Raw genomic sequence first — 21437 nt, forward strand, 5'->3', positions numbered from 1 at the left:
TTACTAGCTTACTTTTATATTCTGCATCGTATACCAATCCCTATTTAACTATTGCAAAGGCTGGTTTTTACGCTTTCCCTTGGCTACAATCATATCTCGACCAAACTTTTATAAATATTGCTCCCTCCAAACGAGCAACAAAAAATACCATTAAATTATACAATTGAATAAGATTACATTTATCTTTAAACGATAACACACCTAATATGATGTATTTAAAAGCACCGTTATACCGATAGCTATCGGGACAATTTTAACCTGTAGCTATATTTCAGGACAAGACATTAAAAAATGAGATTCAATAAACCTGCATATCCGACAGTGTACTTTAGTGAAGAAATTTGGATTAAATGTCCAAAATGCTCTAAACCTGCCTTGGTAAAGACAGAACTACCGAAGTATACAATTCCTTTTCCTCGTGGACATGAATCTGTTTGTAACTGCAATCATTGCGGATTTCAAGAAACGAATGAGAAAAATTGGTCAGGTTATGTCCAGGGGTTTATTAACCGAGCATGCGGAAATTGTGGAAGTGCAATATCTCATTCAACAGAACCAACCAAAGAACCATATGATACATCAGAAATAACATGTGATATTTGTAAGGCAACGAGAGAATATAAGATTCAATGGTATCGCTACAGAAATGACAAAGCCACTGACCCATACTTTGGATTTGACCTTTGGCTTCAAACAAGTATAAAAGACAATGTTCTCTGGCTATATAATGTAGACCACTTAGATTATTTAATGGAATATGTTAATGCCAAACTTAGAGAGGACGATGGCAGGCATAAATATTCGATGATAACCAATTTACCGCAATGGGTAAAATTCAGTAAAAACCGAGATGTGATTATTAAAAAACTAAATACACTTAAAAAAGATTTTGAAAAGAAATAAAACTGTACACAAAAAACCTATACGCAATGCCCTATGGGACACTGCGCATAGCCAAAACGTTAGCCACAATTTAAGCTGAATGCAAAACGACAAAATTTTAATAGAAGATAAATTTGTTCCAATTCTCTGTTTATTGACAAAAGAATTGCTTCCAACAAAGGAAATAATAAATCAATTTGACAAAGCAGATAAGAATACAAAAGAAATGCTAAACTATCTCAATTGGACACAAACTGAGAATGAGATAGTCACTTATAATGGTCACGGAATGTTTGAATTGGAAATTCCTGCAAGTTTTGACTTTTTGATTGACTTAAATGACCCTAATGGTGGAATTGAAGTGAAATCGACTATTAAGCAAACTATGTGGAATGGAATGCTTCCTCTGAACATTATTGACCTTGGATATAAAACAAGTTGTATAATTGAATTTGAAAACGGAATTCCTAAGCGACTAAACGAATTGTATTATTATGCTGAATCTGACTTTAAATTAAGATTTGCTCTTTGTAATAAATCCGATAAGGAAATAATACTGAATAAAAGAAAAACTGAGGCTAACACAGTATAAAAATAATTGCTATTTTAGGCTTAATCAAAGGTCGTTGCACTTTTAATACGTCTGATTTTCCTTCGGAAAATCCTCGCAAGTAAACCCGGAACTCTTTTTATACAAACACGTTATGCGCAAGTAAATCAGGAGTTCAAAAGAAGCGCAGAGGAACTAATCAATAATTAAGATATAAATATGATAGACTTTTTTAATGTAATGAAAAACAGTAAAATCGTAAGAAAAAGTCTAATGATAACTATGATTTCACTGACTATATTTTCTTGTAAAGAATCTAACTGTGAATTTGAAATCGCGAAAAATGAATTTGAAGTTGTCCTTAAAACTGAATCAAAGACGGACTCTTTGTCAATGTATCCAAGCTTTGTTTCTAAAAAATTTTTAGATTCTACTTATACAATGTTGTTTAAAGAGCCAATTCAAAATGGTATTGTTAAGTTCAAGGGCGATAAACCATCACATCCTGTAATGTTTGATATTCTTGATGATAATATCGGTTTATCAGATAAATTTTTTATTGATAACGGTTCTACAGAACTCTCTGTGAGTTTTTTAAATGAAGATACAAAAGTCATTGTATCGGATAATAAAAAATCTAAAACCCAGAAAGAATATGAATTATTGAAAAGGGAAGGATTAGACTCAATTGAAAATTTACGGTCTAAAGCCGATTCAGTGGACGAAAGAAGAAAATTTAGTATTATTAGAGATACTTTAATAGTCGATTTTCTTAATGAAAATCCTAATTCTTACGTTCCTCTATGGTTAATTGCAAACTATTTTTCTTTTGGAAGTCAACAATACAATAAACTATATGATGAATCTATGCCTCTTTTTTCAAATGAAATTAAAAAAACAGAATTATTTAAAAATATAGAGACTAGTTTAAAAGAAGGAAGGGATTTTTCTATTCAAAATAAAGAGTTATCTCTTAAAAATATTGGTTTAGCAGATGTTCAGTTTAAATTAAGTAGCCTAAATAATAGTAAGTATATTCTAATTGATTTTTGGTTTTCTAATTGCGGTCCATGTCTTCTGGAAATGCCAAAATATATTCCAATCTATGAAAAATACAAAGGCGTAGGTTTTGAAATTGTTAGCATCTCTGTTGACAAGTCAAGTAAAATAGAAGATTGGAAAACTATTATTAATGAAAAGGGATTTAACTGGATTCACTACTTGGATGAAAACGGAGTAGAGACAAAAAAAATGAACATAAACAGTTTCCCTACTACATTTTTAGTTAATGACGAAGGTGAAATAATAGAAAAGAATATGACATCCGAAAAATTGAAAAGGTTCTTAAGTTTAAAGTTGGATTGATAATTAAAGATGTTGATTCTTGTTAGCTGAAAATTAATAAAGCCAGCACACAACAAAGCAATGTGCTAAAAAACAAGTAAAATCCCTTTAATTTTTTACTAGCTTACTTTTATATTCTGCATCGTATACCAATCCCGATTTAGCTATTGCAAAGGCTGGTTTTTACGCTTTCCCATGACTACAATCATATCTCGACCAAACTTTTATAAATATTGCTCCCTCCAAACGAGCAACAAAAAATACCATTAAATTATACAATTGAATAAGATTACATTTATCTTTAAACGATAACACACATAATATGATGTATTTAAAAACACCGTTATACCGATAGCTATCGGGACAATTTTAACCTGTAGCTATATTTCAGGATTAGACAATACGGAATAATATTTGATGTTAAAGTCAAAACTTTTTGATGGAATTAAAAAAACTACTAATCACTTTAATTTTTACTTGCAACATTGGCATTGTTAGTTTTTCACAGACAAAAAAGATTCTTGATTCTGATACAATTCAGCAAAGAATAGAAAAAGTTGAAAATAGTCTCAGTCCTTTGGTCTTAAATAAAGGCGAATCGCTCTGGAATATTGAAAAGCAGATGCAGAAATACAATGTTGCTGGACTTAGCATTGCAGTAATCAACAACTATGATATTGAGTGGGCGAAAGGATATGGTTCAACTGGTGGTAAAGTAACACCAAACGTGACACAACGAACTGTTTTTCAGGCTGCCTCAATGAGCAAATTTGTTAATGCAGTAGCCTTGATGAATTTAGTGGAATTGAAAAAAATAGATTTAAATGAGGATATTAATAATTATTTGACCTCATGGAGATTTCCTTACACTAAAAATAGTGATAGCATCCCGATTACAATTCGTCAACTATTAAGCCATACAGCAGGCTTATCCACTCACGGATTTAATGGATATAAAAATTCAAAAAACCTTCCAACCATAATTCAAACTTTAGAAGGAAGTAAACCAGCAAATTCGGACAGAGTAGAGCAACATCTCCCACCAAATAAAGAATTTAAATATTCTGGTGGAGGAGTTACCATCTCTCAACTGATTCTTATGGACAATTCAAATTCTACTTATGAGCATTTTTCGAATACAAATATTTTTTCACCATTAGGAATGACTAATTCTTTCTACTCAATGGAGTTTGATAAGTATCCAAAGGATTTAGCTTATGGACATTCAAAAAATGGCAAACCTCTAAAGAATAAGTACAATATATATCCCGAATCTGCGGCAGCAGGATTATGGACAACACCTACAGATTTGGCAAAATTAATTATTGATATTCAACTAAGCTTAAAAAACGACACAGGGAAAATTCTTTCCAAACCATCAACTGAAGAACTAATAGAACCATCTTTAAAAAATAGCAACTCCGCATTAGGCTTATTTACAGAGAATGAAAACGGAGAATTATATTTACAGCATTCAGGTTCAAATAGAGGCTATAGAGGAAAGTTCTATTTCAGTGTAGAAAACGGAAATGGTGTGGTCATTATGGTCAATGGTACTAACACAGAAATCATAGAAGAAATTATAAGAAGCGTTGTAAAAGTATATAATTGGGCAGGATTTGAAAAATTAGTAGTCTCACCAGAATTGAACCTTGATGATATCGATTTAAGTAAATACGAAGGAACATATATTTTAGAAAACAGAGAAGTTAATGTTAGCCTAAAGAAAGGACAGCTTGTTCTTTCAGAGAAAGGTAAATGGAGTTCTAAATTGACAGCCTTGACGCATGCTACTTTTGTAGTTGATATTGTAAAACCACAAGCTACAATTGAATTTGTTATTAATAATGATGGCTCTATTAGCAAATGTGTTTTAAAACAAGGCGAATCGACAGAATGGATAAAAAAGAAATAAAATAATGAAAGGCCAATAAGGGCTACAAGTAATTGCTTGTTCTGGCTTACTTCTAAAAATCTTCACGGATTTTCCATATGGTGTGTACCAGCAAAGTTAATCGCTCAATCAAGAAACTACTCATAGGAGACCGTTTCGCAAAAAGCTAAATAATAGAATTTAGAAATGAAAGAAGAGTTTAAAAGACATATTGAATCATATCTCAAATTATTTCCACATTCAAGTTCAGAGGAATTAGAAATTTTACGAACACAATTAATCATAAACCAATTTGGTAAAAAAGATTTCTTCTTTAAGAGTGGAGAAATTCAAAAAAACATGGGTTTTGTCTGTGAAGGATTATTGAGGCGGTATTATATAAACGAAAAAGGAAATAAAATAACCACAGGCTTTATTAAAGAAAATGAATATGCTACAGATTATCCTGCATTTATAAGACAACAGCCAACCAAGTACTATATGGAGTGTCTTGAACCATCGATAATTATTGAACTCTCTTACGTAGATATTCAAGAAGGGTATAAAAAAATTAAAAATAACGAAAGGTATGGTAGATTAACTGCCGAATATGTTTTGATGGTGCAAACAGATAGGGTAGAAAGCTTTTTATTCCAAAATGCCGAACAAAGGTATTTGAACTTTATGGACGAAAATCCTGATCTCATTAATAGGATAAGTTTAACCCATTTATCGTCATACTTGGGCATTGAAAGACAATCACTGAGTAGAATACGAAATAAAATTGTAAAAAAATAAGATTGTCACATATGTGTCAGGTATAACTTAATGCTGAAACGCATCTTTGCAATGTAAAAAATATTGTAAAAATGATTTTAAATAAAAAACTCGTCAAAGTTGTATTTGTTATACAATTAGCTTTTCTTCCATGTTCTATATTAGGACAAAACAAAATAGTTGATACCAGCATTCATAAATTAGTTCAAGAACAAACGAACCTTATTTTTGATAGTCTCGTAAAGATTCGGAGAGACTTGCATATGTATCCAGAATTAGCAGAACAAGAGAAAAGGACATCAAAAACAATTGCGCTTTACTTAAAATCTTTAGGCTTAGAAGTGCATACCCATATTGGTGGTTATGGTGTAGTTGGTATTTTAAGGACAAATAAAAAAGGTAAACGAATTGCTTGGAGGACTGATATCGATGCTCTTGAATCTAACCATCCGGATGTAGTTAATTTTTTATCAAAAAATAAAGGCCTAAGACATATTTGCGGACACGATGTGCATACAACTATTGCGTTGGGCATGGCAAAAGTATTGACAAGCTTAAAAGATAGCCTTACTGGAACTGTATATTTTATATTTCAACCTGCCGAAGAAAATTGGGTAGGTGCTAAAGCAATGATAGATGATGGCTTGCTCAATTTTATTGATCCAGAAGAGATATATGCATTACACATTGCGCCTATGTCTGAGGGTATTATTTCTACCAAGTCAAGAAATCCTTATGCCGACTATAAAGGCATTGAAATAACATTAAAAAATACGGAGGAAAAAGACACCTTGATAAACTATACAAAAGAGCTTCTTTTAAACCTTCAGAATATTGCAGCTGACAGTAAATTTTGGGATAATAGAAATCTTTTAGATCCAAATATAGGATTAGGAAGTCCAAACACCATATTCAAAGACTATGTTACAGTTAACCCTAAGATTACCGTTAAAGAAACTGGTAATGAAATTTCAATAAAGGCCTATTTAAGTGCTGAGAAAGATACTCAGTTGGAATTGACATTAAGACAAATAAAAGAGAAATTTCAAAATTCTGAGTATGCAACACAGTATATTGATAGTAAATTCTATTACGAAACGGCTCTAGTGCTTAATGATGAAAAATTAACTTCAGCTACATTGTCCGCAATAAGTGATATTTACGGAAATGAAAATGTTCTTCCACTTTATGGAGCCATACCAGATGGACGTGGTGATGACTTTGCTTTTTTCCAACGTGAAATTCCAGGTGTTTATTTCCTATTAGGGGCTTCAGATTTTGAAAAGGGAATAGTTTCAATGCCGCATTCGCCAAGCTTTGGGGTAGATGAGAACTGCATAAAATCTGGGGTAAACTTTTTTTCATCAATGATTTTAGAAAGACTTAAGTATTGAAGCTATTGCTCAACAAAGCACTTTGGCAAAAAAACAAGTAAAAGCCATTATTTTTTACAGCTTTAGTTGTATACCACTCCCGACTTTGAGTTGGAAAACTTCCAAAGGTACGGTATCTACTTTCGGTTTTATTTACTAAATTAGATGCTTGTACCTTCGTGATTGAAGGTATAAAATCTGTAAAATTTAAAAAATAATATGTACACAAGAAAAGTTTTCAAAATAAAGGATATGGCAAAATGGACGCGTTTTGAGACCTTTTTGTTTATCGCCATTATAACAGCAGTGGTAGCCTTATACTATTTTTTTGATTTAGCATGGTTAAAGATTCCGTGGACTCCTTTAGCTTTAATTGGTACAGCTGTAGCTTTCGTTATTGGTTTTCAAAATAATTCTGCTTATGGTAGGATCTGGGAAGCACGGAAAATTTGGGGAGGCATTACAAATACATCGAGAACCTTTGGAATGTATGTTCAAGATATGGTAAACAATGACTATGCCGCAGAAAAACTACCTAAAGACATCCTACAAGACGAAATAAAAACACTGACTTACAGACACATTGCATGGATGACAGCCTTAAGGCATGCCATGCGCGTTTCTAAACCTTGGGAAACCGTGATGAAAGAAAAAACCAACAAGGAATGGAGTAAAAAATTGAGTTCACCAGAATGGAATTCCACAGTTGAAGACGATATGAAACCCTATCTTTCTAAAGAAGATTTAGAATACGTAATGAGCAAAAATAATAAGCAAACTGCCGTGCTTTATTTGCAGTCACATCATCTTCAAAGATTGAAAGAAAAGCATATGATCTGGGAATTTTCCTTTTTGGAATTAGAAAGTGTTTTACAGGAATTATTCACGCTACAAGGACAGTCAGAACGTATTAAGAATTTTCCGTATCCACGACAATTTGCGTCATTAAATCATTATTTCATGTGGATTTTCGTGTTGTTATTGCCATTGGCAATTGTACCGCAATTTGCTGAAATTGGACATGATATCAGTGCGTCCCATGCTACAATTGGCGCGCTTTTTATTTGGCTTTCAATTCCTTTTTATGTCAGTGTAGCTTGGGTTTTCCATACTATGGAGCGTATTGGTAGAACAGGCGAAAACCCGTTTGAAGGCTCGGCAAATGATGTTCCGATTTCTACTATGGCCCGTGGCATTGAAATTGATTTAAGACAAAATTTAGGGGAAGCATTGGAAGACATTCCAAAACAGTTTCCTATGATTTATGATACGCAGATGTAAGTAACCAACCCATTATTTTGGTATGACCTTCGCGTTTTTTTGATGAATTCTAATTTCAGCTATCAAAAATCAAGAAACTAAAATCTTATCAGGAGTTATAGGTAAGCTGGTAAACCGTTTACCAATAGCATTATAAATTGCATTGGTTATGGCAGGAGCAGAACCAATAAGACCTACTTCGCCCAAGCCTTTGGCACCAATTGGATTTCTGTTGTAATCAGGTTTATCAATAAAAGATACTTCAATCATTGGCATATCTGCGTTAACAGGAACGTGATAGCCAGCAAAGTCGTTGCCAACTAATCGGCCAGTGGAAAAATCGATGTCTTGTTTTTCGGTAAGTGCCATGCCGACGCCTCCTACGCCTGCACCAATAATTTGATTTTCAGCAGCCTTGGGATTTACTATTTTGCCACCATCAACCACAATGACCATGCGCTCCATTTTAACCTTACCTGTAAGTGTATTGACTTTTACTTTATAGAAATGTGCTGCTGAAGAACAGAACGCAAAATCTTCTGCTTTTTTGCCAGGACTGGAATATTCTTCAACATAAATTTTATCCAACGCATTCTTACTGAAAATATCTGCGTACGACATAAACGAATCAGTGTTTGCTCCAGTTTGAATACCCATATCTGTCAGCTTTATAGCCTCCATATTTGTAATTTCAGAATTACCGTAGGCATAACTTCCTAATTTCTGTTTAAGAGCAGTACAAACAGCATCAATTGCACCACTAAGTGACGCCAAGCCCCAGCTTCCGCCTTGAGTTACAGCTTTTGGATGTAGCGAATTTCCAAGTTCAATTTTGATTTTATCTTTTGGGATTCCTGTAAAACTATGGGTCATATTCACCATAGCTTGTCCTGTTCCTGTACCAATATCGGTCATTGCAGTGCGTACAATAATATCGCCTTCAGAATTCATTTCTATAGATGCTCCAGAACCTCTGCGCATAGCATTCCAAAGTCCAACCGCCATTCCATAACCGGTGTACCAATCTCCGTCTTTTAATTGTTTAGGTTGTTTTGGGCGATTTTCCCAACCGATTTCTTTTGCGCCGCGCTCTAAACATTCATTGAGATAATGTGTTGACCATGGTTTTCCGGATTCCATATCCTGTGGTGCAATATTTTTTAAACGCAGTTTAACAGGGTCGAAATCCATTTTGTAACAAAGCTCATCTAAAGCCGATTCCACAGCAAAAGTACCAGTGGAATCACCAGGACCGCGCATCCAAGTTGGAACCGATAGGTGCAGCGGAATTCGAGCACGCTCTGTTTTTAAATATTCAAAAGCATATACTTTTCTCGAAATCCCAGTAATGCCTTCACCAAAACTTTTGGATTGCGATTGATTGTGTTTCGCTTGATGGTTGATGCCTAAAAGTTTACCATCAGCATTGGCACCAATTTTTACCCGTTGCCACGATTCTGGACGGTAACCAACCATTGTGAACATTTGCGGACGCGTCAGTACCACTTTCACGGGACGCTGTAATTGCTTTGCTGCCATCGCAGCAGCAACCGTATTGAACCAAACACGCAATCCTGCGCCAAAGCCACCGCCAACATACTCACTATTAACGATGATATTTTCTTGCGGCATATCAAATAAACCTGCAATTGCTCCTTGAACACCATTGACGCCTTGACTTTTATCAAACAATTTTAAAGTGCCATCATTTTCCCATTGGGCAATTGTCGCATGCATTTCCATTGGATTATGGACTTCCATGGCGATGGTGTAGTCTTGTTCAACACTATAGTCAGCATTATTTAATAGGGATTCTTTACCGCGGATTTGGCCTGTATTTTCAACAAGAAATGACTTGGATTCAGTTTTAAAGTCAACGGTAAATTCATTTTTGGCATATTCTGGTTTCAACAATGTGGCAGCATAGGTCGCATCCTCTAGAGTTTCGGCGACAACCAAAGCTATGGGCTGGTCGTTGTATTGTATCGTGTTATGATGAAAAAAGGTGTGATGCGGAAAAGCCTCTTTCCGTTTACTTTCATCATCTAAACCCGCTACTTTAGGTTTGTTCCAATATGATAGTACGTCAATGACTCCTGGGACTTGTTTGGCTTCTTCAATATCAAGATTTACTAAAGTTCCTGATGCAATTGTACTGCCAACTAAAACACCATGTGCTAAATTTGGAATATCATATTCAGCAGAATATTTTGCTTTTCCCGTAACCTTAGCAATACCTTCTATACGACCTTTTTGCTGTTTATCTATGTTGAAAATATCTAGCATAATTAAATTGTGGATGAGTTAGAAAGGCATTGGAGTAAGGCTTCAGTAATTGCGCCTTGCAGCAAGGCTGTTTTAAAAGTATTGTTTTGTAAGGGTTGTGTTTCTGCAACAGCTAAGCGCGCGGCTTCCTCAAAATTGGCTCGGTTGGCTTGCTTGCCTTTTAAAAAACGTTCTGAGGTTTTCCAACGCCAAGGTTTGTGCGCCACACCTCCAGAGGCTAGTCGTGCTTTTTTGATTTGTCCATTTTTCAACTCTAAAGCTGCGGCTGCAGATACTAAAGCGAAAGCATACGAATCACGCTCTCTTACTTTTACATAGGCCACATTATTTTTAAACTTTTTTTTTGGAATAAAAACAGAGACGATCAAGGCCTGTTCTGGTAAGTTAGTGTCTTTTTGCGGTTGGTTTCCTGGTAATCTGTGAAAATCTTCGAACGCTATAGTGTCTTCCGTTCCGTCTTGTTTTATGATGTTTACTTCTGCATCCAAAGCCACTAATGCCACACAAAAATCAGAAGGATGTACAGCAACACAATTTTCAGAAGTACCAACAATTCCTGCCATACGTTGATGTCCATCTAAAGCACCACAACCACTATTTGGTTTTCGTTTGTTGCATGGCATGGCGGTATCGTAAAAATAAGGACATCGCGTCCGCTGTAAGAGATTACCTCCAGTAGTTGCCATATTTCGTATCTGTGGCGAAGCGCCAGACAAAATCGCCTGAGCGATTAAGGGATAATCTTCCTTTATGCTTTTGTTTTCAGCAACATCGCTATTAGTAGCCAATGCACCAATATGAACTCCTTTCTTTTTGATTTCAATAGTATTGGATAATGCGTCCTTTACATCAATGACTATGTTGGGTTCATTGATATGTTTTTTCATCAAATCCACTTGATTGGTACCACCTGCAATATATTGACTGTTTTTTTCTGCAAGTTGAAATGCAACTGTAGCAGTTTCTGGACTATGGAATTTAAATGGCTTCATTTGGCAACGCTCTTTATGGCATTGGTAATGCCGTTATAGGCACCACATCTACAAATATTGCCGCTCATAAATTCTTTTATTTCTTCGGTTGAGGTAGTTCGACCTTCGTTTACACAAGCCACGGCAGACATAATCTGCCCAGAGGTACAGTAACCGCATTGATAGCCATCGTGTTCTAAAAACGCCTCTTGCATGGGGTGTAAATTATCACCATTTGCTAAGCCTTCAATGGTGGTCACTTCTTTATTAGGTAATGTGGCTGAAAGGGTAAGACAACTTAAAACACGTTTCCCATCGACATGAACGGTACATGCACCACATTGTCCATGATCACAGCCTTTTTTTGTTCCTGTTAGGTTGAGGTTTTCACGTAGTAAATCCAATAGTGTTGTTCTACTATCGGTGTTAAGAGCATAATCTTTTCCATTGATTTTGAGTGAAAGCGGAATAATTTCTTTTTTAACAAAAAACGTTTCCTTAACATCATGGTAAAAGGCTTTAACCGTTTGTGGTATGAAGGCTAAAGCCGTAAAAGCTGATGATGCTTTAATGAAAAAGCGCCTGCTATATGTTTTGGTTGAATCTTGTTGATTATTCATTCAAATAAATTTACCATGAATGAAAGATACGAAAAAAAGCATTTTAAGTACAAGGTTAAAATGAAAACAAAGAATTAGTTTTTGTCTATTCTTTTCCGATTTTTAAAATAATGATAGAAGCTTGTTACTATGGCAAGTGACGATATGATCGTCATTATTGTTCCTGGCACAAATTTAACATAGCCACCTAAGTCTAAAAACAAGAAGTAACCCAAATCAGCTAAGCCACCTGTTATAGCTGCAAGAAAAATAGCATTTTTATTTCCTTTCCAAATAAAGCATGCTGAAATAAAAGTCACAATTCCAATCCAAAACAGATTAAATCCGTGTTGTCCAATTACGGCACCTGTAGCTTTTGGATAGTCCATTTGCAGCGTTGATGGGTCAACTGCATCTGCAATTCCAACAACTGAGGAGGAAATGTCATCGGTTAAAATTCCTTTCATTGTCAAGACTCCAGCGAGAATATGAACAAGTCCCCAAATCATCCAAAGTATTGTCGAGACCTTTAATAGTGTTGATGAATTTTTCATTTGCTTTTAATGTTAGTTTGTGCAAATGTCTTTCACTATTTTTTAGTTTGCATTAATTTAGATTAAGAAATGAAATTGTTATTTCTGTTTTTTTGGCGTTCATTTTTTACCTTACTTAATGCTTCTGGTGTGATTCCTAAATAAGAAGCAATCATTTTTTGAGTAACTCTTTGGATAATTTCGGGATAAGTTTCTTCAAAGTGTTCATATTTTCTAATGGCAGAAAAACTCATTAGCATAATAACCCTTTTTTGCAATACAGCGATACGTTTTATAAATGCAGCAATATTTTGACTTTCTCTTTCAATATCTTTATTTAAAACAACGACTACCGAGTCTTCTAAAGCATCAATGAATAAGTCGCAAGGTTTTTCCTTGGGTTGACTATCCGCTATTGTCCAATTTTCTGGTGCAAACATAAAGATACGTTCCCTACCTTTTTCGTCAATTGTGTAGCTTCTTAAAAGTCCAGAAACAACCTGATAGACACAGCTATTTAAGTCTCCACTGCTTTGTAAAATTTCCCCTTTTTTGACGTTAATTTTCTTCAATTATTAATTTTTATTAAATGGCATAAAGCGTTGTTGTATATGGTTTATGGCGTGTTTGTGTGCAAGGATTTTCCGATAGAAAATTTTGGAAGTTACCAAACAAAATAACGACCAAGCGATAGAACTAAAATGAGCAATGTTTTTATATGGTGTTGGACAGCGTTTTTTATTTGTTTAATATTTTTTCCATTTCGTCAATCGAATTTGTATAATCAGAAATTTTTCTTCCTTTTCCGATGTGAATGGGACTTGTATTTAGTCGGTTTGTCAAATCTTTTATTGGCATGTTTTCTAAATTTCCAAATTCGGATTTCCACCAATCTAGAGATTCCAGGCTATGATTTTGAAATCCAGTTGTGCTGCGGTCATTATTAGTTGGTAGAAAATCTATGCCGCCAATAATTGAGTCCAGGTTTTCAAAATCCGTCATTATTCCGTCATAAATTAGTTGTCCGAAAAGTGCATCTTTAAAAATTTGTTCAATCTTGCTCAAGTCAGATGATTTTATATCAGTCAGAATGACGTTGTATTTGGTTAATCCGTTTGTAATTAGCCAGCATTTTTTTCGGTCAACATAAAATACCGTTGCATTCCATTTTCCAAGAATACCGCAATCAGTATTTTGGTCAGTCTTGATAAGTTTCTTGACTAACTTTTCTAATTTTTTAGTTGTATGTATTTTAGTTCGTCTCAAATGGCGTAGGGTGTTGTGTATGGTTTGTTGCGGGATTAGGTTACTAATTTAGCAAACGGTTTTTTATAATTCGATGTCTTTTATATTCCAAAAATCAATTTGTCCTTTTTTCTTGGTTTGATAAAAAATCGCAAAATCACTTCCGATTGCCCAATCAGTATCAGGCACATCAATGTCCGCTTTAAAATAAAGTCTGTTTGAGCGTATGAAATCATATTCCACGCTTCTCAATACTGAATATTTTAAAAAATCGCCATCAAGACTATCTTTAAATATCGATTTTTTCACTTGAGATATAAGAATAACATCGTTTCCTTTTTTTAATATTATTTCAGTTACATTATCGTGATATATGTCTTTATAAATTATTGGTTTATTCAAGTCGTTTATTCGGACAATTGAGCTGTCGTTCAACGAGTATGTTTTTAATTCAAGTTGGTGAATTTCATTTCCGATTTTTACTTCTTGATTTTTTCGGATAGTATCGAAATCCGTTTGCCAATAAACAACAGTTGTGTCCAGTTTTTTAGGTTCAGGTTTCGTTTCCGATTTTAATTCCATTTTTGGCTTAAATTCAAATTGCGATTTCTCCGACTTTTTTCGGTCGCAACTCGATAAAATCGAAAGTGTTAATATTAAAATAAGAAGTCGCTTCATTGTTCGGTTTTTAACTGTTTGGTAACGGTTTTGTGTATGATTTCGTTGCGTGTTTAAGCACTAAAGTTAGCAAATAAATCACATATAGAAAGTCCGCAAGGACTTTCGTAAGTAGGCTATCACTAGCAATGAATTATACACATTGTTAGCAGCTGGTTTTTATTCATATTTACATATAAAAATATTTCCACAACCAGATTCCAGAATAATTAGTTATGCAAACATCCTTAATTTTAAAGGTGATTATTTTATCATTAGTTTTCGGCTTCAGCTTTTCTCCATTCATTAATTGTTTGAATAGATATGATTTCTCTTTAAACCACTTTTCTTTTTGATTTGTAGAAACTGCGTAAACTTTTAAATAGTTTTTATTTTCGTTCAATTCAGTCACAATATCCTCAAGAACAGAATCATCTTCAAATTCGGAAGCAGATTCTTTGTCAATCCAACCATTTTCCTTTAATACTTGAATTCCGTTATTCGAATTAGATACAGCTTTTAATTCTATTTCAAAGTTTATGTCAATCAAGCCATATTTCGCAATTGTTCCTTTTATACTGTTACTTTTATTCGATTTGACTTTAATATTTAAGTTTTCTTCTACAATAAGTTTTATTTCTTCTGCAATTTCTTCTCCGCTTTTGGATATATCTATTGGGATTTCAATTCCGACATAATCGGTTAATGAATTATATGCTAACTCTCTATTGATTGTTCTTAATGTGCTTATGCTGTTCACGGTCGTTTTCTTAACTTGCTGCTAACGGTCTAGTATAACCGTCAGTTACGGGTTAATATGCGTTAATTTTCGGTTTATAACTGTTGTTATCAATTCCGAGTGGATTCGGACGTAGTCGAATCCGCCGTAATTGCGGTTATACATTGTTACCTGCTGGCTTTATTCGTTTATCTATTAGTTCAACAATTTTTGTTCGATTTTTATAAAAAGATTTAGGGAAGTCCAATTCAGGGTCAGAATTCATTCTCAAATTTTCAGAGAAGTATTTTCTCAATCGCAATAGATTGTCAAAAGTTCTTGCGTATAAAATTCTATCGTCAATTGGAATTTGATAGAAATACATTTCAGTCGATATTTCAATTTTTCTATTCATTCCACAATTTCCGCAACTCATTTTTCCGATATGTTTGGGCTTTATAACATATCCATTCGTATTTCCATCAGAATAAAAATTCGCTTTCGCTTGGCAATTCGGACAGTTTATTTCTATATCTGGTTTCATTTTTTTTCAGCTTGCAGGTAACGCTCAGTGTATGGTTTGTTGCGTGATTAAGTTACTAATTTAGCAAACTTTGACGAGCCTGAGAAAATTCCGAAGGAATTTTCCAGATAAGCACTTGGTAAGCAATGAACTATACACAATGTTGTATGCCGTGTTTTATTTTGGTTTGTTGTTCCGCTCTGATTTTTAAGTCCAGCTTGTCATTCCGACGTTGTTCTCAGAATTGCAGGACTTTTGGGTTTAGAAAACCAACTTCGCAAAAATTTTCAATCGTCATTTTCCGAACGGCTTGTCAGTCCGACGTTGTTGGATTTCTTTTCTTAGGTTTTGCTTGATAGTCCGATTTTAGCTTTTTATTTTTTCTTTTACGTACGAGAGTCCAGTCCGACGTTTTGTTTTTTAAAATCAAGCTTTTTTCTTAAAATTCCGAACTTTTTTTTTTGATTCCTTAACTTTTGTATGCCGCTCGTAACTCTTTGACCACATGGCATACAACGCTCAGTGTATGGTTTGTTGCGTGATTAAGTTACTAATTTAGCAAACTTTGACGAGCCTGAGAAAATTCCGAAGGAATTTTCCAGATAAGCACTTGGTAAGCAATGAACTATACACAATGTTGTGTGTAGTTTTTATCTTTCCGCTTGCTTGTTTTTCGGAATGTTAATTACTCCACAACCGTCAACTAACCATTTATTATTCACTTCTTTTATCCTCATATTAATAGAAAAACCTTTCCAAGTTTTAGCTTCTACAGTCAAATAATTTGAAATAGAGTCAAATTCAGCAAGTTTAAAACCGTCATCGGGATAATCTTGAGCGTCAAAAATCGGGTCGAATCCAAGTCCGTATTCAGGTTCAGATTTATAAGCATCTTCAATCATTTTTTTTAGTTCTTCTTTAAATTCTTGACTAACATCCTGATTAGAATTTACCCATTTAACGATTCCTATTTGTTCTTTCATTTTGTTACAATTCACAACATAGTCGTTGATAAATTTCAACGCAACATATGTTTTTGATGTTGTATCTTCTAATTGAACTTTAGTTTTCTCTTCGCTTAAAACGTTTTTTATTTTCGGTTCTTTCTTATTTTCAATTATAAGTCCATTATTTTCTTTGAAATCAGTTTTTTCTTTTTTGTCATTGCAACTAAAAGCTATTAGAATAAATAGAATTAAATATAAATTTTTTATCAATTTCAAATTTCAGTTCGGTTTTTCTTAAATTACACACAACGTTCTGGTATATGGCTCGTAGCGTGTAAATTAACAATTAATTTTCGGTTAAGCACGAGCCGAATTTTTTAATTTTCTTATTACCTTTTTTTATCAATAAGCCAAATTAAAAAATTTGGCGGACTTCGCAAATATGCCTGAACTTTCGATTAATCAACTAACTAGCTATGAGCTATATACGTTGTTGTGTGTAGTGCTTTCACGTAATTATTTTTTGATAATGTTCAATTCTTTTTTCCATTGTATTCAATTTTCCAAATTCAAAATGTGTAATCATTGCATCTAAAGTTTCTGATTCCATTAAATCTTTATCATAATAGTCCAAGTTTACGATATTAAGTTTTTCGATTTGTTTGTTGAAATCTGTCTTTTTATTTTGATTAACATTTTTGCTATAAACCCAATTTGTTGTAATCCAATTATTAGATAACCAGCCTGCTAAAGTTAAATTGTCATAGTAACCGTAATATTGTGTTTGAGCGTTAAAAAGATGAACAAATTTCCCTTCACGATTATAAAATGTATGAATAACATTTATAATCATCTTCAGTTCGAAATACAAAACAAACTTTTGGGTATTATCAGCTCCTATTATAAAATCGGAAATATCAGTCAAATCTTGTGGATATTCAGAAGTGATAATTTTGCATCCAGCGTGTTTTGCAAAATATCGATATAAATTCCGTTTTTCATTACTCCAGTTTGTTCCGTAAATTTTCTGAAAATCCAAATTGCCATTTTCTAAAAGCAACTCGTAATTTTTAAAACAATAAGTTACAAAAATATCGTAGGCGTCGTCGTGAGGTCTGGTCTTTTTGACATTACAATCGATACAAATTACTTCTGGAAATTTAAGGACATTATCTTTGTACGAATTTATTTGAGTGGCGCTTTCTTGTATGTAATAGCAATCAAATTTTTTCCCATAAGTTCTTTTTAAGTCCGAAGCCTTAAACTTATGTTCTTTCGAGTCTGCTTTATTTCCACAAATCCAACATTTTGCCATTCTTGTTTTCTTCTAATTTTCTCGATTTGACGATTTTTCTTGCATTACACACAACGTGATTGTATATGGTTTGTTGCGTGTTTTAATCACCTAATTTAGCAAATAAAAACCGAATAGAAAATCCGCGAGGATTTTCGTAAGTAGGCGAGAACTAGCAATAAATTATATACGGTGTTGGCAATAGTTTTTATTTTACTTTTCCCATTATTCCCTCGTTAGTGTTTTTGTCTATAAATCCGCTTTCCAATCCAGACTTATTATCCAAATTCTGGTGTTCAATTATATTTTCTCCGAATGAAAACTTATTCCTTATCTTTTTTAAGTCAAGTACTTTGTCAAAATAAATCCAGTCAGCTGTATTTTCAGACCAAGCTTTACCGAAAAATGTAATTCGTGTATTTTCCTTGATTAATTTTTTCGCTAAAAGTCTCAATTCAGCCGAACTAATTGAATTCGAAAAGTCAGAGAAATAGTTTTCAAATTCAATTAATTTTTCTCCGATTTCCAATTCATAATCAAGACAATCAACAACTATTCTGCTTAAAACTCCATTTAGGTCAAAAACAGATTCATAGGATTCTAATGTCCGACTTAAAGATTTTAGAATTTCATTTTTCGGATTATTTTTAATTTCAGAGTTTAAATCTGTTAATAATTTGTCTTTTTCTATACTGAAGTTTCTCATTTCAAATTATTGCCAACGTGTTTGTATAAGATTAGTTGCGTGTTTTAAGCACTAAAGTTAGCAAATAAATCACAGATAGAAAGTCCGCGAGGACTTTCGTAAGTAAGCTAAAACTAGCAATTAATTTTATACGTTGTTGGCAACAGTAATTTATCCGATTAGTGTAATCCAATCTCCAACATTGTCGAGCAAAAATTTTATTCCTCTTTTAAATATTTCTTTTCGACCTAATTCCAGAACTTCTTTAAGTAGAGGCAGACTTTTCTTTCTTACATTCGCAAAAAATCGACTAATCATTTTGACAGTAGTCTTTTTAGTCATTTTCGGAATATTGTCCTTAATTTCTTCCGCTTCTTTTATTAATTCGGCATTTTCCTCCTCATTGGCTTTTAGGACTTTGATTACATTAACAAAATAATTGTGTATGATTATTTGTTTGTCCAGTTCATATGGATTTATATCAGCATCTTCATCTAGAATTTCAAAATTTTCATAAAATTCGCGCTCATATTCATTCAGAATATTTTCTTCAGGTGTCCAACTTGCTTTATTATACGACCGGATTATATTAGTCCATTGTTCTAAAATAGTTAAAATCGACTTTTCTTCTGTAACTGCCTTTCTAGTTCCGATTACGGCACTATTAGTCGGATTGTAATCCGCTTTGAAAAGTATCTTGTTTTTATTATCCTGATAAGCGCTATGTATAAGAAATTGAAAGTCCGATATTTTAGATTTGTCTTTTATTAAAAGTTCCATAGGGTTGTCAGTTGCCAACTCTAAAATGTCACTATTTTTTTCCACAAATTGTCTTACGCTATTGTTTAGCCGTTCGACAGTTTGCACAAAAAGTAAAGAATATTGTTTTTTGTTTGTCATTTTCTTTTATTGTTGCCAACGGTTGTGTGTATGATTTCGTTGCGTGTTTAAGCACTAAAGTTAGCAAATAAATCACAGATAGAAAGTCCGCGAGGACTTTCGTAAGTAGGCTATAACTAGCAATGAATTATACACGTTGTTAGCATTAGTTTTTCTGTTTTTTTTGATAGACTTTGGATTTTCTCCATTTTTCTAGAACACCTACTTCGTTAAAAATGATTTCTCTATCAGACGAAATAATTGTTCGTCGCATAAAATTCCGATATGTAAAGTAATTCATTTTATGTTTTACAACACACGCAGTATCTGGCAAAACTTTCTTTTTATAATTAATCCTTATCAACATCTTTGGGGAAAGGGCGAATAGAATATTTTTATCGTTCATTAAAATTGGATTGTCTCCCAGAGGAAATTTAAAATCTTTTGACTGATAAATAATCCATTCCGATGAAAGCAAGGGAATTATTTGGGCTTTATGAAAATCAGAAGTAGAGTAATCATTTTTTAAGTCAATAAAAAGTTCAATTTTCTGCTTTCCTTTTTTATTATAATCGTCTATTAGACCATTGAAGTTTTTATAATGTCTTAGTATCATATCGGATATAAATGATGAAATATGCGTTTTCTCTTCAAGAGAATCAATTTCATTTTTTTCAATAATACTAAACAATGGTTCTTTAATTAGATTCTCCGAAGTAGTAAAGAAATTTTCAAAATCCAATACTTCATTTTCAGAGACGTTTGCCAATCCCATTCTTTTTTCGAAAAACACATCTTCGGTTTTTGAAGGTAAAATCTTATTCCCTTTTAAATTTAATGATTGAATTTTCTGATTTCTTGCGTTAGCCGATTTCCGATATTCGTGATTATGGTAGTAATCATGATTCCAATAAGCTGTCCAAAAACATGGATTATAATGATTCTTTTTAGTTATGGACATTCTATTATTGAAATTAATGCTAACGGTTTTGTGTATGATTAGTGGCGTGTTTAAGCACCTAATTTAGCAAATATAAACCAGATAGAAAATCCGCGAGGATTTTCGTAAGTAGGCGAGAACTAGCCATTAATTATACACGTTGTTGTGCGTAGGCTTTTTCTTTCTTTTATCCAATGTTGTTCGATTTCCCACGATTACATTGTTCACACAAAATCTGTAAATTTCTGTAAGTATTTGAACCTCCTTTTGAAAAAGGAATAATGTGGTCAAATTCTATCTTTTCTTGACTTCCACATTTAACACACTTTCCGCCATCTCTATTCCAAACTTTGTCAAGCACATCTTGAGGAATTGGTTCACGTTTTAAATCCGATTCATTTAGACTTGATAAAATTCCTTCTTCAATTAATTCTTTTCTGACTTGAGTTTTTAATTGCCTTCTTTTTTCCTTTTCTGATTTTTCGTTTTCTTTATCTAAAATTTCCTGTTTAAGTATTTCTTTAAGTTCGTTTTCTTTGGCAATTTCTTGTGCTTTTATTAATTCGGAAACTTTGGAAGCAATCAGTTCTTCGTGAAGTGGTAAAATATGTTCCTTAAAATGATTGAACCTTTTATTTTTTACTTTTCCAAGTTGTAGAAAAAGTTCTAGTTGATGTGTGTTTTGAATAAGAACGGTTCTTGCTTTTGAACCGTCGAAAGGTCCAACAATTCCAGCCATTTCAAGATTGTCTATTAATTTGCCTGCTCTATTATATCCTAATTTTAATTTTCTTTGAAGTAAAGAAGCTGAACCTTGTTTATGTTCGACAAGTATTCTCGCAGCTTCTGGAAATAAAGGGTCAAAATCAGATGAACTAAATTCAAACTTTGGTTCTGTCGATAATCTGTCGCTTATTTCTTGTTGAATATATTTTTGAATTTCTTCTTCGGTTAAATTTATCTGCTTATTTTCATCAAGTACATCTGCGATTTTTTGAGCTACAAATTCCTTTTTTGCATTTAAGTCAGATGTTTGATTAGTTCCAAAATTTTCATTTTCGGTGTTTTCCGATTTAGAATTTTTATTGCCTCTTAAAAAAT

22 protein-coding genes and 1 pseudogene are annotated in these 21437 nt (G+C 33.3%); 7 read left to right on the forward strand and 16 right to left on the reverse strand.

All coding sequences use genetic code 11. From position 1 onward, the window contains the following. The first annotated feature begins 291 nt into the window (after positions 1 to 291). From HM987_RS19285 to HM987_RS19315, 7 genes are all read left to right on the forward strand, one after another. Positions 292 to 903, forward strand: a complete 612-nt coding sequence (locus HM987_RS19285; protein ID WP_179009665.1) for a hypothetical protein — start codon at positions 292 to 294, stop codon at positions 901 to 903. Positions 904 to 982: 79 nt separating this feature from the next. Continuing rightward, positions 983 to 1474, forward strand: coding sequence for a hypothetical protein (locus HM987_RS19290; protein WP_179009667.1), 492 nt, complete (start codon positions 983 to 985; stop codon positions 1472 to 1474). Between the two features lie 198 nt (positions 1475 to 1672). Then, positions 1673 to 2797, forward strand: coding sequence for a TlpA family protein disulfide reductase (locus HM987_RS19295; RefSeq protein WP_179009669.1), 1125 nt, complete (start codon positions 1673 to 1675; stop codon positions 2795 to 2797). A 418-nt stretch (positions 2798 to 3215) separates the two neighbouring features. After that, entirely contained in the window at positions 3216 to 4691 is a 1476-nt protein-coding gene (locus tag HM987_RS19300; protein WP_179009671.1) for a serine hydrolase domain-containing protein, read from the forward strand. A gap of 165 nt (positions 4692 to 4856) precedes the next feature. Continuing rightward, the gene (locus tag HM987_RS19305) at positions 4857 to 5447 is read left to right on the forward strand and encodes a Crp/Fnr family transcriptional regulator (RefSeq protein WP_179009673.1); all 591 of its coding nucleotides are present in this window, start codon (positions 4857 to 4859) and stop codon (positions 5445 to 5447) included. A gap of 71 nt (positions 5448 to 5518) precedes the next feature. Beyond that, positions 5519 to 6820, forward strand: a complete 1302-nt coding sequence (locus tag HM987_RS19310) for a M20 metallopeptidase family protein (RefSeq protein WP_179009675.1) — start codon at positions 5519 to 5521, stop codon at positions 6818 to 6820. Between the two features lie 198 nt (positions 6821 to 7018). Then, positions 7019 to 8080: a bestrophin family protein gene (locus HM987_RS19315; RefSeq protein ID WP_179009677.1), complete on the forward strand. Its 1062-nt coding sequence runs from the start codon at positions 7019 to 7021 to the stop codon at positions 8078 to 8080. 69 nt (positions 8081 to 8149) lie between these two features. On the opposite strand, the gene HM987_RS19320 is transcribed toward HM987_RS19315, so the two are convergent. The 16 genes and pseudogenes from HM987_RS19320 to HM987_RS19655 all read right to left on the reverse strand — a co-directional run. Next, on the reverse strand, positions 8150 to 10345 hold the full coding sequence (locus HM987_RS19320; protein ID WP_179009680.1) for a xanthine dehydrogenase family protein molybdopterin-binding subunit: 2196 nt from the start codon (positions 10343 to 10345) through the stop codon (positions 8150 to 8152). Between the two features lie 2 nt (positions 10346 to 10347). Beyond that, complete coding sequence (locus tag HM987_RS19325) at positions 10348 to 11337, reverse strand: FAD binding domain-containing protein (RefSeq protein ID WP_179009682.1); 990 nt, start codon at positions 11335 to 11337, stop codon at positions 10348 to 10350. Then, entirely contained in the window at positions 11334 to 11936 is a 603-nt protein-coding gene (locus tag HM987_RS19330) for a (2Fe-2S)-binding protein (RefSeq protein WP_179009684.1), read from the reverse strand. The genes HM987_RS19325 and HM987_RS19330 overlap by 4 nt, the downstream gene beginning before the upstream one ends. 74 nt (positions 11937 to 12010) lie before the next feature. Beyond that, positions 12011 to 12469 (reverse strand): hypothetical protein, encoded by a 459-nt coding sequence (locus HM987_RS19335; protein WP_179009686.1) that lies wholly within the window; start codon positions 12467 to 12469, stop codon positions 12011 to 12013. A gap of 62 nt (positions 12470 to 12531) precedes the next feature. Next, on the reverse strand, positions 12532 to 13020 hold the full coding sequence (locus HM987_RS19340) for a Crp/Fnr family transcriptional regulator (RefSeq protein WP_179009688.1): 489 nt from the start codon (positions 13018 to 13020) through the stop codon (positions 12532 to 12534). Between the two features lie 166 nt (positions 13021 to 13186). Continuing rightward, a complete protein-coding gene (locus HM987_RS19345) occupies positions 13187 to 13714 on the reverse strand; it encodes a DUF6933 domain-containing protein (protein WP_179009690.1) in 528 nt (175 codons plus the stop codon). 63 nt (positions 13715 to 13777) lie between these two features. Beyond that, complete coding sequence (locus tag HM987_RS19350) at positions 13778 to 14371, reverse strand: DUF4738 domain-containing protein (RefSeq protein ID WP_179009692.1); 594 nt, start codon at positions 14369 to 14371, stop codon at positions 13778 to 13780. 169 nt (positions 14372 to 14540) lie between these two features. Beyond that, a complete protein-coding gene (locus HM987_RS19355) occupies positions 14541 to 15110 on the reverse strand; it encodes a hypothetical protein (RefSeq protein ID WP_179009694.1) in 570 nt (189 codons plus the stop codon). A 136-nt stretch (positions 15111 to 15246) separates the two neighbouring features. Beyond that, positions 15247 to 15612: a hypothetical protein gene (locus HM987_RS19360; protein ID WP_179009696.1), complete on the reverse strand. Its 366-nt coding sequence runs from the start codon at positions 15610 to 15612 to the stop codon at positions 15247 to 15249. Positions 15613 to 16241: 629 nt separating this feature from the next. Next, positions 16242 to 16814, reverse strand: a complete 573-nt coding sequence (locus HM987_RS19365; protein ID WP_179005700.1) for a hypothetical protein — start codon at positions 16812 to 16814, stop codon at positions 16242 to 16244. A gap of 232 nt (positions 16815 to 17046) precedes the next feature. Continuing rightward, complete coding sequence (locus HM987_RS19370) at positions 17047 to 17853, reverse strand: hypothetical protein (RefSeq protein WP_179009698.1); 807 nt, start codon at positions 17851 to 17853, stop codon at positions 17047 to 17049. Between the two features lie 187 nt (positions 17854 to 18040). Further along, positions 18041 to 18538, reverse strand: coding sequence for a hypothetical protein (locus tag HM987_RS19375; protein ID WP_179009700.1), 498 nt, complete (start codon positions 18536 to 18538; stop codon positions 18041 to 18043). Between the two features lie 150 nt (positions 18539 to 18688). Continuing rightward, positions 18689 to 19417 (reverse strand): hypothetical protein, encoded by a 729-nt coding sequence (locus HM987_RS19380; RefSeq protein ID WP_179009702.1) that lies wholly within the window; start codon positions 19415 to 19417, stop codon positions 18689 to 18691. 145 nt (positions 19418 to 19562) lie between these two features. After that, positions 19563 to 20357: a DUF4238 domain-containing protein gene (locus HM987_RS19385; protein ID WP_179009704.1), complete on the reverse strand. Its 795-nt coding sequence runs from the start codon at positions 20355 to 20357 to the stop codon at positions 19563 to 19565. A 166-nt stretch (positions 20358 to 20523) separates the two neighbouring features. Next, the gene (locus HM987_RS19650) at positions 20524 to 20697 is read right to left on the reverse strand and encodes an HNH endonuclease (RefSeq protein WP_229724707.1); all 174 of its coding nucleotides are present in this window, start codon (positions 20695 to 20697) and stop codon (positions 20524 to 20526) included. Positions 20698 to 20991: 294 nt separating this feature from the next. Then, a pseudogene (locus tag HM987_RS19655) lies at positions 20992 to 21219 on the reverse strand (DNA translocase FtsK); the annotation flags it as partial. Positions 21220 to 21437: the final 218 nt, after the last annotated feature.

The sequence above is a fragment of the Winogradskyella forsetii genome (assembly GCF_013394595.1).
Lineage (GTDB): Bacteria > Bacteroidota > Bacteroidia > Flavobacteriales > Flavobacteriaceae > Winogradskyella > Winogradskyella forsetii.

What these genes read in the sequence shown, in the direction of transcription:
- HM987_RS19285 (WP_179009665.1), top strand. Translation starts at nt 292, where the DNA reads ATGAGATTCAATAAACCTGCATATCCGACAGTGTACTTTAGTGAAGAA.
- HM987_RS19290 (WP_179009667.1), top strand. Translation starts at nt 983, where the DNA reads ATGCAAAACGACAAAATTTTAATAGAAGATAAATTTGTTCCAATTCTC.
- HM987_RS19295 (WP_179009669.1), top strand. Translation starts at nt 1,673, where the DNA reads ATGAAAAACAGTAAAATCGTAAGAAAAAGTCTAATGATAACTATGATT.
- HM987_RS19300 (WP_179009671.1), top strand. Translation starts at nt 3,216, where the DNA reads ATGGAATTAAAAAAACTACTAATCACTTTAATTTTTACTTGCAACATT.
- HM987_RS19305 (WP_179009673.1), top strand. Translation starts at nt 4,857, where the DNA reads ATGAAAGAAGAGTTTAAAAGACATATTGAATCATATCTCAAATTATTT.
- HM987_RS19310 (WP_179009675.1), top strand. Translation starts at nt 5,519, where the DNA reads ATGATTTTAAATAAAAAACTCGTCAAAGTTGTATTTGTTATACAATTA.
- HM987_RS19315 (WP_179009677.1), top strand. Translation starts at nt 7,019, where the DNA reads ATGTACACAAGAAAAGTTTTCAAAATAAAGGATATGGCAAAATGGACG.
- HM987_RS19320 (WP_179009680.1), bottom strand. Translation starts at nt 10,345, where the DNA reads ATGCTAGATATTTTCAACATAGATAAACAGCAAAAAGGTCGTATAGAA.
- HM987_RS19325 (WP_179009682.1), bottom strand. Translation starts at nt 11,337, where the DNA reads ATGAAGCCATTTAAATTCCATAGTCCAGAAACTGCTACAGTTGCATTT.
- HM987_RS19330 (WP_179009684.1), bottom strand. Translation starts at nt 11,936, where the DNA reads ATGAATAATCAACAAGATTCAACCAAAACATATAGCAGGCGCTTTTTC.
- HM987_RS19335 (WP_179009686.1), bottom strand. Translation starts at nt 12,469, where the DNA reads ATGAAAAATTCATCAACACTATTAAAGGTCTCGACAATACTTTGGATG.
- HM987_RS19350 (WP_179009692.1), bottom strand. Translation starts at nt 14,371, where the DNA reads ATGAAGCGACTTCTTATTTTAATATTAACACTTTCGATTTTATCGAGT.
- HM987_RS19360 (WP_179009696.1), bottom strand. Translation starts at nt 15,612, where the DNA reads ATGAAACCAGATATAGAAATAAACTGTCCGAATTGCCAAGCGAAAGCG.
- HM987_RS19370 (WP_179009698.1), bottom strand. Translation starts at nt 17,853, where the DNA reads ATGGCAAAATGTTGGATTTGTGGAAATAAAGCAGACTCGAAAGAACAT.
- HM987_RS19375 (WP_179009700.1), bottom strand. Translation starts at nt 18,538, where the DNA reads ATGAGAAACTTCAGTATAGAAAAAGACAAATTATTAACAGATTTAAAC.
- HM987_RS19380 (WP_179009702.1), bottom strand. Translation starts at nt 19,417, where the DNA reads ATGACAAACAAAAAACAATATTCTTTACTTTTTGTGCAAACTGTCGAA.
- HM987_RS19385 (WP_179009704.1), bottom strand. Translation starts at nt 20,357, where the DNA reads ATGTCCATAACTAAAAAGAATCATTATAATCCATGTTTTTGGACAGCT.